6 protein-coding genes and 1 pseudogene are annotated in these 12,742 nt (G+C 58.6%); 5 read left to right on the forward strand and 2 right to left on the reverse strand.

Going from position 1 to position 12,742, the window contains the following annotated elements:
* Window positions 1–114: 114 nt before the first annotated feature.
* Together ACUXHH_RS00350 and ACUXHH_RS00355 are read left to right on the forward strand one after the other, a co-directional pair.
* A complete protein-coding gene (locus ACUXHH_RS00350) occupies window positions 115–1,314 on the forward strand; it encodes a hypothetical protein (protein ID WP_458390575.1) in 1,200 nt (399 codons plus the stop codon).
* A gap of 249 nt (window positions 1,315–1,563) precedes the next feature.
* Window positions 1,564–2,856 (forward strand): MFS transporter, encoded by a 1,293-nt coding sequence (locus tag ACUXHH_RS00355; protein ID WP_458390576.1) that lies wholly within the window; start codon window positions 1,564–1,566, stop codon window positions 2,854–2,856.
* A gap of 82 nt (window positions 2,857–2,938) precedes the next feature.
* Here the strand turns inward: ACUXHH_RS00355 and ACUXHH_RS00360 are convergent, their stop codons facing one another.
* Window positions 2,939–3,853 (reverse strand): shikimate dehydrogenase, encoded by a 915-nt coding sequence (locus ACUXHH_RS00360; RefSeq protein WP_458390577.1) that lies wholly within the window; start codon window positions 3,851–3,853, stop codon window positions 2,939–2,941.
* A gap of 270 nt (window positions 3,854–4,123) precedes the next feature.
* On the opposite strand from ACUXHH_RS00360, the gene ACUXHH_RS00365 reads away from it, so the two are divergent.
* The 3 genes and pseudogenes from ACUXHH_RS00365 (at window position 4,124) to ACUXHH_RS00375 (ending at window position 11,069) form a co-directional block, all read left to right on the forward strand.
* Window positions 4,124–9,013 carry an NAD-glutamate dehydrogenase gene (locus ACUXHH_RS00365; RefSeq protein WP_279754430.1) on the forward strand — a complete coding sequence of 1,630 codons (4,890 nt, stop codon included), beginning with the start codon at window positions 4,124–4,126 and terminating at the stop codon, window positions 9,011–9,013.
* Between the two features lie 391 nt (window positions 9,014–9,404).
* A pseudogene (locus ACUXHH_RS00370) lies at window positions 9,405–10,477 on the forward strand (hypothetical protein).
* A complete protein-coding gene (locus tag ACUXHH_RS00375) occupies window positions 10,467–11,069 on the forward strand; it encodes a putative glycoside hydrolase (RefSeq protein WP_458390578.1) in 603 nt (200 codons plus the stop codon). The pseudogene ACUXHH_RS00370 and the gene ACUXHH_RS00375 overlap by 11 nt, the downstream one beginning before the upstream one ends.
* A gap of 232 nt (window positions 11,070–11,301) precedes the next feature.
* On the opposite strand, the gene ACUXHH_RS00380 is transcribed toward ACUXHH_RS00375, so the two are convergent.
* Window positions 11,302–12,738, reverse strand: coding sequence for a glyceraldehyde-3-phosphate dehydrogenase (locus tag ACUXHH_RS00380; protein ID WP_279790801.1), 1,437 nt, complete (start codon window positions 12,736–12,738; stop codon window positions 11,302–11,304).
* Window positions 12,739–12,742 lie beyond the last annotated feature (4 nt).

Genomic DNA, 12,742 nt, shown 5'->3' on the forward strand with positions numbered 1-12,742 from the left:
AGCGTGGAATCATCGGCAGAGTCCCAGCCGAAGAAAATGACTCGTGGTCATTCGATGGCAATTTTGGGATCGTCCGGTTTAGCTGCACTATCTTCTCTAGGAATTACCGTTGTTGTGAAACGGTTTCTGGAGGGCGAAAGCCTGACGGAGTTCCTTCTCTTCTGGTCGCTTCTTTTTGCCCTCTACGGTGTGGTGGTAGGTATCCAGCAGGAAGCTACCCGCGCTGTGGGCACTGCACGCCGCGACGGTAAAACTGGTGCGCGCATCGCTCCTGTGGGTGCTCTGGTGGGTCTTATTGTGGGCGGGCTGACCTTAGTGACGAGCCCTCTGTGGGCTTCCGCCCAGATTCCTTTGAGTGGGTTTAGCGGTGTGCTGCTCCTGAGTGCCGGTGTGGCCCTCTACGCCATGCACATGACTCTCTATGGTGCGTCTGCTGGCCAGGAAAGCTGGTACCTCTTCGCGAGTGTGTCGGGGTTCGACGCTATTTGGCGTATCGTAGCTATCTGTGCGGTCGGTCTGGTCTCTGCAGATCTAATCGGTCTTGAAGCAGCAGCGGTTTCTCCGGTACTTCTATGGTTGCTGATGGTGCTTCTGCTTCCAGAAGCTCGGCGAGTTTTTAGCTCTCGCGCGGATGTTTCCTCGGGCCGTCTGCTGTATAACTACACGCTGTCGATGGGATCGTCGACTGCTAACGCGGTTCTTATGATGGGCTTGCCGCTCCTGCTGAACGTTAGCATCGATTCAAACGACCCGCTACAACAGGTTATTTTGGCGGTTCTGATTCTGGCGATTTCGATTACGCGCTCGCCGATTATGATTCCTTTGCAGGCTTTTCAGGGCGTGGCGGTGTCTGCTTTCTTGAAGCAACAGAACCATCCGTTGCGTGCTTTCGCGAAGCCTGCTGGTGCGCTGTTGGGCGTGGGTCTTGTGGGTGCTGCGGCGGCTTATGTGCTGGGCCCGTGGCTGTTTGGTCTGCTTTACCCGCCGAAGCCTTCAGAGGTTGAAGCATACGCTCAGGTGGTAACTTCTCCGGTGCTTGCGCTTTTGGTGTTTGCTTCTGCTTTCCTGGCGCTTCTGGTGTTGTCGGGGTCACTGGTGATTGCGTTGAATATGCACCGTTCGTATGTGGCTGGTTGGGTGCTGGCGGCTGTGGTTGCTTGTATGGTGGCGGTGTCGCCGTTGCCTCTTCTGACTCGCACTCTTCTTGCCCTGTATACGGGGCCGATGCTTGGCCTGCTAGTACATTTGGTTGCGATGGTGGGGCATGCGCATTCTGTGTCGAATAGCGGTAACGCTGAGATGGAGAATATTTAATAAATAAATGATGAGGGGTTGAGCTGACAAATAGTTATGCTCAACTCCTCATTTCTTTATCGCTTATGAACTGGCTGGGGCTGGAGGTATCCGCCCGCTATTACTACTTCAAACCCTGGGAACTTAGGTAACCCTATGGAAAATGGGCGGTGTGCTCCTTACACTAAAAGAGCACATTGACAGACCACGCGGGCCGCCCACGCCGCGACCCCGCCCATCCCAACGGGTATAGCACCGAAGGAGCCACCCATGAGCCGACGCACCGACGCGCCTGCCCGATCACCACGACGAGCCGCCCTCGCCAGCTGGATAGGCTCCGCCCTCGAATACTACGACTTCGCGGTCTACGGCACCGCTGCCGCAATCGTGCTCAACCGTATCTTCTTCCCCGAAGACACCGCAGCCATTGGCATTCTCAAATCCATGGTCGTTGTGGGCGTCGCTTACGTTGTGCGACCTTTCGGTGCCATGATCGTTGGACCCCTCGGTGACCGCTACGGCCGCCGATTCGTCCTGATGCTCACGCTCTTCCTGATGGGTAGCGCCACCTTCGCCATCGGTTGCCTACCAACCTACAACCAAGCGGGTATTATCGCACCGATTTTGCTGGTCATCTGCCGTATACTTCAGGGCCTCTCCGCCGCCGGTGAGCAGGCAAGCTCCATCTCCATCTCCCTGGAGCATGCCAACGAGCATCAGCGTGCCTTCACTACCAGTTGGACCCTGCAGGGCACCCAGTTCGGCTCGCTGCTGGCAACTGCTGTGTTCATTCCCTTCGCCGCCCTGCCGGACGAACAGCTGCTCACCTGGGGCTGGCGCGTACCCTTCTGGCTCTCCGCCTTCGTGGTGGTGACCGCCTGGCTGATTCGCCGCACCCTCTCTGAACCGCCCGCCTACCTGCAGCGTGAAAAGCTCACCGAATCCCCGCTCGTGCTGGTCTTCAAGCACCACAAGCGGGCCGTACTCACCATCGCCGTGTGCGCCATGGTCAACACCGTGAACATGGTCTTCACGACCTTCGCGCTTTCCTTCGCCACCAAGGGTTACGGCCTTGATCGCAGCACCATGCTGCTGGTGCCGGTCGCCTCCAATACCCTCGGTCTGATTGCGATTCCGCTCGCCGCCATGCTTGCCGACAAGATTGGTCGTAAGCCCGTGTTCATTACCGGTGCGGTTGCTTCTTCCCTGGTGATGTTCCCGTACCTTGGCGCGATTGCCGAGGGTAACTGGGTGGGTATCTTCGCCTACGGTGTGCTCATGCACGGTGCGCTCTACTCCATGGCGAATGGCGTGTGGCCCGCCTTCTACGCGGAGATGTTCCCCACTCGCGTGCGCGTGACCGGTCTGGCGCTGGGCACCCAGATTGGCTTCGCAATTTCCGGAGGCGTAGCACCCGCCGTGGCAACGAGCCTCGCTGGTGCCGACCTGCACAATGCGGTGTTGCCCGCCGTGTTCACGGTCGCCATGTGTGTGCTCGTGGCGTTGGGTGCGCTGACGGCTCGTGAGGGTTATAAGAAGTCCCTTGCGGAACTGGATGCATAGCCCATACAATATATTTCGTATATAGAATAAATACAGGTGGGGCTGGATAGATGACTATCCAGCCCCACTTGTATGTGGTTTTCTAAGCCCCCTGCTGTGCCGCAATCAGTGCCTCAAAATGCGCCGCCATACGCTCAGCATTCGGCTCTAGTTTGGTAAAGAGGCGGAACGCATCCACCGCCTGACCCACCGCCATGTAGCCACCCGTCAGCACCTCGCACCCGGCGGCACGCGCCGCATGCACCAGCTGCGTTTCTTGTGGCAGGTAGATGACATCCGCAACCCACAAGCCCTCACACAATACCCCGGCGCTCAGTGCCGATTCACTCAACGGCATGCCCGGATGCACGTGCATACCCACCGGGGTTGCATTCACCAAACCCTGAGCTTCCAGTAGAGATTCAATGAGGCGCTCATCGTCGCTCAGCACCTCGATTCGGGTCTGCGGGAAGAGCCCACCCAGCTGCTCCGCAAGCCCCTGAGTCTTCGCCGCGTCACGCTCAAAGAGACTCAGGCGGCGCACCCCCAGACGGCACAGTGCGTACGCCGTGGCGCTACCGGCACCGCCAGCACCCATCTGCACCACGTGCTCCAGACGCGTTGGATCCTCCGCCACCTGTGGCAGACCGCGCTTCAATCCCGCAATGAACCCCGAGTAGTCGGTGTTATCGCCGTAGAATGTGCCATCCTCGCGAATCACCACGCAATTGACCGCTCCCAAGGCGCGTGCCGCATCCGAAAGCTCGTCCAGATGCTCCATGACCGACTGCTTGCACGGGTGCGTGATGTTGAACGCGTTAAAGCCAAGCAGTGCTGCCGCATCCAGAAGCGCCGGGGCGGAAGCCCCGTCCAGGTCCAAGGCGTCCAGGTCGATGGGGCGGTACAGGTAACGCACCCCGTGCGCGTCCGCCTCCGCTTCATGCATAGGAGGGGTGAGGGAGGAGGTGATGCCGTCACCGATGAGGCCCACCAGGAAAGATTCAGTACGCAAACTCATATTCCCACTCTAAACGTCCGCTCCTCGAGACGGAACCCTGGTGTTCCGTTATTCCATAAGGGACTTCATGTCTTTGAGCCGGTGCCAAATATGTGCTGGAGTTGGGGAGAAGAGAAAAATAATTTATACCCCTAAGAGCACAATGTATCTGACTTAAACATCTCAAAGGTATAAGCTTGGTATAACTACTTGTGCGCTGGAGCGCGCACGTGAGACTACACAGACACCGTCACAGTGAAGTGATACCGATATTCGGAGGATAGATTGTCAATGACTGACAAGGCTATGGCACACTTCGCTGGCGCCGATGAATGGGTCGAGCAGTATTTCCTGAACAGTCCCGAAGACGAGCGTGAAGAATTCACCCCGGCAGAGTTAGAGGATTTAGCTCGCACCCACCGTGCGCTGGCTCGAATCCGCATGCCTAAGACCCCCGTTGTTGCTGCCCGCAACGACGAATACAACACCACCCTATACGTCACGACCGACGACATGCCGCATATTGTCAGCTCCCTGACTGCGTGCCTCGCAACGAACTTTGGTGGTTTCGTTACCATTCTTCACCCCACCTTCCTCGTAGAACGTGATCCGGAAGGTGCCATCCTGAGCCTGCGCGGCACCGGCATGCGTGGCAACCTCGCCAGCGGTGATACCGCTACCCTGGGCGTGCCCTCCCTGAAGCTCAGTGAGAACGCCCCCGAGGGCGCCACGGTCGCTATTGAATCCTGGATTGCAGTCCGCCTGACCCGCTACCTCACTGAGGAAGATCAGCGCCGTTGCGAGAAGGAAGTTGAGTGCGTCCTTGCTGACGTGCGTGCCTGCCACAGCGACCTGGATGCCATGGTCACCCGCGTTTTCGACATGGCTCAAGTAATGTACGAGCTGCGTGGTGCCACCCTGGGTCACGGCGAGGAATCCTACGCCGCCAACCCGCGCGGTGTGGAGCCTGCCTCCCGCGTGGAGGTGGCACAGGACTTCCTACGTTGGCTGACCCGCGGCAACTTCGTGTTCATGGGTGTCAAGGAGCGCGTTCTGGACGGCTCTTCCGGTGCTATCTCCCTGGTGGACCGCCCCGGCTCGGCGCTCGGTATTCTACGTGCCACCGAGGGCCGTAACCGCATTCAGCTCTCTGGTGAGACTCTCGAACGTGCACTGTTCCCCCGCCCCGTGTACATCACGAAGGCGAACTCCCGCTCCACGGTTGCCCGCAACGACTACCTAGACTACATTGGTGTGCGCCGCTTCGACCTGAACGGTCGAGTCATCGGTGAGTACGTCATCCTGGGTCTGTTTACCCGCCAGGCGTACTCCCTGCCCGCCATTGAGACTCCGCTGGTGCGTGAGCGTATCGCCATGGTGCGCCGCCGCCTCGGCTACCATCCCGGTTCTTACTCTGACAAGGCGCTTCTGGGTGCCCTGGAAGATTACCCGCGCCTGGAACTGCTCCACGCCTCCGCTAATGACCTGACCGAAACTTTCGGCGGCATTATGGGCCTGGAGGAGCGCCGCAAGACCCGTCTGTTCCTGCGCGCAGACCAGTTCAACCGGTTTATTTCCGCCGTGGTGTACCTGCCTCGGGACCGCTACAACACGAACGTGTGTGCGCGAATCCAACAGGTTTTCCAACAGGAATTTGATCTTAGTGCCATCGACCATGAAGTGTACCTGTCCTCCTCATCGTTGGCGCGTCTATTTTTCCGCATTCGGCTCACCAACCCTAATGATGTGCCGAAGACGGATCATCAAGCTCTCGAAAAGCGACTGCAAGAAGCCGCCCGCTCCTGGGTGGAAGCAACCGCAGCTGCTATTGAGGCATGGAAACCCGGAGCGGAAGGCCGCCGACTCGCATCAGCCTGGGCAGATGCGACGAGTGCAGCCTACCGAGCCGATTACACAGTAGAACAAGCAATCGAGGATATCGTGATTCTTGAATCTCTCTCGGGCCAGAAGCCCGCCGCAATCAAGGTTGAAGCCGGCGAAGCCAACACTACCCGACTGAAGACCTACCTGTCCGCACCTCACACCCTCACCGAGCTGCTGCCGGTTATGCAGAATATGGGTCTGGTCGTTGTTGATCAGAAGCCCTACGAGTTCAAGCCTGAGGATGGCGAAGACTACGGCTACCTCTACGACTTTGGGGTCCAGTTCCCCGAAGGTGTAGACGCGAACGCTGTGGCTTCCCTTTACGAGGATGCACTGAACGCCTACCTGCTCGGTGAGCGCGAGTCCGACACCCTGGACCGCCTGATTCTAGCTGAGGGCTTGACCTGGAAGGAAGTACGTCTGTTCCGTGCCCTGAACCATTACCTGATTCAGCTGGGCCTGGGCTACACTCCGTCCTTCATGTCAAACACCCTGCTCGCTAACCCGGCCATCACCAAGCACTTGGTCGAGTTCTTCGAGGTCAGCTTCGACCCGAACAACGGTCTCAACGATGAGCAGCGCAACGCACGCCGCGAGGAAATCGAAGCCGACCTGGTTGAGGAACTGAACCAGATTCCCACCCTGGATGCTGACCGCTATCTGCGCTCCCTCGGTAAGGTCATTCGCGCTATCCTGCGCACTAACGCATACCTTGCTGGCCGCCCCGCACTCGCATTCAAGGTGGCACCGCAGGAGATTGACTTCGCACCCCTGCCCCGCCCCAAATTCGAGATCTTCGTCTACTCCCCGCGCGTTGAGGGTGTTCACCTGCGCTTCGGTAGCGTCGCACGTGGTGGCCTGCGCTGGTCCGACCGCCGTGACGACTTCCGTACCGAGGTTCTGGGCTTGGTCAAGGCACAGATGGTGAAGAACTCCGTCATTATCCCCACCGGCGCGAAGGGTGGCTTCTTCCCCAAGCAGCTGCCCGACCCCGCAGTGGATCGCGATGCATGGATCACCGAGGGTCGCGAGTCCTACAAGGTCTTCATCGGCTCCCTGCTGGACGTCACCGACAATCTCTCCGTTGGCGCTGACGGATCCGAGACTGTTGTCCGCCCCGAGGGTGTTGTAGCACGCGACGCTGACGACTACTACCTGGTGGTCGCAGCGGATAAGGGCACCGCAGCATTCTCCGACACCGCAAACGTAATCAGCCTGGAGCGCGGCTTCTGGCTGGGCGACGCCTTCGCATCCGGCGGCTCCGTCGGCTACGACCATAAGGCAATGGGTATCACCGCACGCGGTGCATGGGAGTCCGTCAAGCGTCACTTTGCTGAGCTCGGCCACGACGCTCAGACCGAAGAGTTCACCGCAGTCGGTATTGGCGACATGTCCGGTGACGTATTCGGTAACGGTCTGCTCCGCTCCAAGGCAACCCGCCTGGTCGCAGCATTCGACCACCGCGATATCTTCCTGGACCCGAACCCTAACGCGGCAGCATCCTTCGACGAGCGTCAGCGCCTGTACAACCTGCCCCGTTCCTCCTGGCAGGACTACAACCGCGACCTGATTTCCGCCGGTGGTGGCGTGTACTCTCGCGGCCTGAAGTCCATCGAGATCACCCCCGAGGTACGCGAGGTTCTGGATCTGGACGAGTCCGTCACCGAGCTGGCACCGACCGAGCTGATTTCTGCTATCCTCAAGGCACCGGTCGACCTGATTTACAACGGTGGTATCGGTACCTACGTGAAGGGATCCACCGAGACCAACGCACAGGTAGGCGACAAGGCTAACGACGCACTGCGTGTCAATGGTAAGGACCTGCGCGCCAAGATCGTTGGCGAGGGCGGTAACCTCGGTTTCACTCAGCTGGGCCGTGTTGAGGCTGCGCTCAACGGCGTTATCCTCAACACCGACGCAATCGACAACTCCGCAGGTGTGGAAACCAGTGACCGTGAGGTCAACATTAAGATTTTGGTGGACCGCCTCGTGGCACGTGGTGAACTACCCGTTGAAGAGCGTGCTTCCTTCATCGAGTCCCTGCAGGACGAGGTTGGCGGCAAGGTACTCGGCACCAACGTTGAGCAGAACGTGCTGCTGCAGGGTGAGTTCCACGGTTCCTTCCTGGGCATCAACCTGTACAAGCGCCTCATGCACGACCTGGAAGAGCACGCCGGTCTGAACCGCGCCGTCGAGTTCCTGCCCACCGATGAGGAGTTGGATGCACGTCTGGAGACTACCGGCGAGCGTCTGACTCGCCCCGAGCTGTCTGTGCTGGCTGCGTACGTGAAGATTTACCTCACTCACGCACTGGAACAGACCGACTTCGCGGACGACCCCTACCTGGAGGGCGTGCTGCGCAGCTACTTCCCGGCAGCACTGGTTGAGCGTTTCGGCCAGCACCTGAACTCGCACCCGCTGCGTAAGGAAATCCTCTGCACCCGCGTCGCTAACGAGCTGGTCAACATCGGTGGTATCACTTTCGCATACCGCGTGATGGAGGAGTTCAACGTTGGTATCGATTCCGTCGCACGCGCCTTCATTGTGGCTCGCGAGCTCTTCGAGCTGGGCACCGCAGCTAAGCTACACCGTGAACTGTCCCCGAAGACCCCGCTGGATGCATGGTTCACCGTTCTGCGCGATAACCAGCGCGTTCTGGACCGTGCCGTCCGCTGGTTCATCACCGAACGTGGTGTGGTCGCTGGCACCAGCATCTCTGAGCTACTGGAGACCTTCGGTTCCGTCGTCGAGATGCGCCGTAACCTGCCCGAGTACCTCTCCGGTACTTCCCGTGACCGTGTTCGTGCAAAGCGCGATGCAGGCGAGGCATGGGGCCTGCCTGAGGAACTCATAGTCATCTGGATTCGCGGCTTTGAGGGCTACGCCCTGATGGACGTTATCCGTTCCGCACGCGACCACGACTTCGAGGCAACCTCGCTGGCACCGGTCTACTTCGCAACCTACGACCGTTTCAAGGTGGACGAGCTGCTCGGCCTCATCTCCGACCTGCCCCGCAACGACCGCTGGGAGATTCTGGCACGTCAGGCACTGCGCGGCAGCCTCTACGAGACCGCTGCAGAGCTGGCACTGTCCGTGGCAGAGGGCGCCAAGGGCGACTTCTCCACTGTAGAAGGTGCACAGCAGGCTCTGGAAACCTGGGTTGAGGAGCACCCGACCCGCGTGGGCAACATTGACCGCGTTCTGAAGGAGATCCGCGAGGCTGCTCCGGACGTTACCGGTCACCCGCGCCTGGCTGTGGTGTCCGTGGCTCTGCGTACTCTTTCGAGCGCATCCTAATGAACTAAGACCCGTTAGGGTCGCGTAGAGCATCCCGGTTCCTTCGCTGTTGAAGGGGCCGGGATGCTTTTATGCAGTGGGTGGGATGTCGCAAAATCTATGCAGAAAAACCTTCTCTGACAACGAACGATGCGTTTTTACACTAAATGCAGTGTGAGACTTTGTTCTAAATCCCGCCAAATATCAGGTAGAGGGTTAAGGAAACCTAAGGTTTTAATCGATATATGGAGTATATTGATTCCCGGCGGCATCGCGGCAAGCTCACTGTAAGCCAAAGGGACCCGGCACCATCATCATGACGAACCCCCACCCTGCGGCACGTGATGCGGTGCTACCAACCAAAAACACACTGCCCCTAATCTTTACGATTATCGACTGAAAGTCTGCAAGATTGTCCACCAGCCACGGTACTGAGGAAAAAAAAGTAACAGCGCATGGCGCCTCCTCATTAACTTTCTGCTTTATGTCTCTCCGGTTGCACTGCTGACCACCGTCTTCCCCGCGGTCACCCCGACCATTTACCGGTACAACCTCGATGGTATACCCCTAATCCAGGTGATTCTGGCAGCGTCCATTACCGTTCCTTAGCTCAGTCAGGCGGCCTGCCTGCCCCTTTACCGTGCTATCAAGATGGAGCACAAGAAGATTGCGGGCGCCTGCGAAGGCCTGCGTATTCACGCTGAAATCCTTCAGCACCGGCTCAAGTGCGCCGAAGCACGTGCTGTACGCGCACGCATGTCCGAACCGCAGTTCCAGGACATGACCGCGTTCACTCCCAACTGGCTCTACCTCTTCTTCATGACCATGCTGCTGGTACTGCTTTTCGCCGTACCGTTCGCCCTCGTCCTCCACTGGATCCCGACTGCATTCGGTGACTTCTTCATCCTGGGCGTTCTCAACATTGCGTTCGCACAGCTGCTGATCATCCCGAACCTCGTGAAGAACCGCATCATCTGGTTCTTGCTGCCGCTGGTTGGTTCGTTGAAAATGGGACGCTTCTGCTACCCCAGCGCCGATATGGCAACCTACCTGTACCCTAAAGCTCTGGAAGAGGCACACGGTATTGGTGCGCCCATCGACCAGATGAATGAGGGCGAGAAGGACTGCGCAGTCATCCTGCCCAGCGGTATGCTCATCGAGTCCGTGGCGGAAGCCTATTACGTCTGCCAGGCAGCGCGTGCCTACATCCTCGCTGAGGGTCGTGGCCACGTGTGACGTTTCGTGTTCATTGCCCGCGTGGTGCCCATTAAGGGCCTGACTGACCTGATTCGCTCCCTCGCGGTGCTGCGCCCCCTCATGGAGGAGCCCAGCATCTACAAACGTTACTGTGTGAACGCCTACGACCGTATTGTCAGCTTCTGTCAGCTGTGACTGGTCATGGACCGCTACAACACGATCTACCGCGAGCTGGGCAAGCTGTCTCCTCGCGCCCCTGAATTCGACCTGGAGTACGATGGCGAATAAACTCACCCGTATGGGCGGACCCGGCAAGTTTGGTGCATGGGTCCGCTACGGCGGTAAGCCCATTACCCAGCAGCAGCTCGATTTTGCGGTCAAGAACTACTCTGTCGCAATCCTGTATCCCTGGGAACTGGATGCGGTACGCTACCTGAAGAAGCGTGCACCTCAAATGGTAGTGCTGGCGTATAAGTGCATGTCCTCCACACGCTCTTATGAGCCCGGCCCAATCTATTCTTTGGATGTGTCTTACCCGCTGGCGCAGTCAATGGCGAATTCCGGTAAGGATTTCTTCGCCCACCGCCTCAATGGCGACCGTATCGAGTGGAAGGGCTACCCTAAGCACTTCCAGCTGCAGGTGTGGAACGCTGACTACCATTGGCACTGGGTGGACGCTGTGGTGCGCGAAATGCGTAACTCACCCTTTGACGGGGCCATGGCTGATAACGACGTGGAGAACGACTACTACGGCCTGAACCTACCCATTCAGGGCGTTCCTTATTATCGCTCAGAAGACCGCTCATACCCGTGCCTTTACTCGCGGTTGGGCTGCCCTGAATACCAGCTCGAAGGATGTGACCCTGAAGGTTCCCTCTAATCTGGTGGATGCGGCAAACCACCCGGTACCCTCGAGCTTCACGTTGCGGGCGCATCAGGGGGTGGTGTACCGCCATAAAGCGTAATTTACCGCTCGCATATCTCTTCGGAGCCTCTGCGCGACACCGCGCATTTGCGTATATAACCTCATATACAAACCCACCAGCAATATAGCCAATTGGCTATATGTACCGGTGGGTTTGTTATATGTGTGCTAGATGAGCTGGGATAGCTTACTTAGCGGGGTAGGAGGGGACGTCGTAGCCGCCCATACGCTCCAGAACGCGAATCACCTGGCAGGAGTAACCGAACTCGTTGTCGTACCAGACGTAGACAATTGCGGAGTCATCGGTCACCACGGTAGCCAGCGAGTCCACAACACCTGCGGTGCGGGAACCCACGAAGTCGGTGGAAACAGCCTCGGGGGAATCCGAGTAGCCCACCTGGCGGCGCAGCTCGCCGTCGATGGATTCGCGGCGGAACAGCTCGTTCAGTTCCTCAGCGGAACCTGCGGGCTTGGTCAGCTTCACGTTCAGGATTGCCATGGAGACGTCCGGGGTGGGAACGCGGATAGCGTTACCGGTCAGCTTGCCTTCCAACTGCGGCAGAGCCTTAGAAACAGCCTTTGCAGCACCGGTCTCGGTGATGACCATGTTCAGCACAGCGGAGCGACCGCGGCGGTCACCCTTGTGGAAGTTATCGATCAGGTTCTGATCGTTGGTGAACGCGTGAACGGTCTCAACGTGGCCGCGCTCCACACCGTATGCGTCATCCAGAACCTTCAGCGCCGGAGTGATTGCGTTGGTGGTGCAGGATGCTGCGGAGAGGATCTTGTCCTCATCAGTGATGACGCTGTCATTGACACCGAACACAATGTTCTTCATGTCGCCCTTACCGGGAGCGGTCAGCAGAACACGAGAAATGCCGGGGCAGTTCAGGTGCTGCTCAAGGCCCGGAACGTCGCGCCAGCGGCCGGTGTTGTCCACCAGTAGAGCGTCGTTGATGCCGTACTCGGTGTAGTCAACGGTGGTCGGGTCAGAGGAGTAAATGAAGCGAACCGGAACACCGTTAGCGATGATGGTGCTGTTCTCTTCGTCTACCTCAATAACGCCCTTGAAGGGGCCGTGAACCGAGTCGCGCTCCAGCAGGGATGCACGTTTGACCAGGTCCTGATCGCCGTTCTTACGCACCACAACAGCGCGCAGGTTCAGACCAGAACCCAGTGGCGAGGAGGAACGCTCCAGTAGAATACGAGCCAGCAGGCGACCAATACGACCGAAGCCGTACAGCACAACGTCCTGCTCCTTGGGCTGGTTGCCCTGGTGGTTCACGGAGGAACCCAGCTGCTCGGGCAGCCACATGGACAGCTCGGGGGAGCCAGCCTCATGGTGAGCCTTGTGCAGAGCAGCAATGTTAATCGAGCATGCACCCAGGTTCAGCTCAGCCAGAGCACGCACCAGCTCCAGGGAGTGTGCGGGGTTCAGAGGTGCACCATCAATGTGAGATACAAAATCGTGCAGCTTCAGCAGCTCAATGACAGACTTGTTGACCAGGCTACGGCCGTGAATGCTCAGCACCACGCCGTTCTCACGGTGCAGCTTACCGATGAGAGGGATCAGTTCCTCTGCGGTAGCCTCACGGTTAACCCAGGTAGCGGTTGCAGTCGTCACGTAT

Source organism: Rothia sp. 110740021-2, from assembly GCF_054263775.1.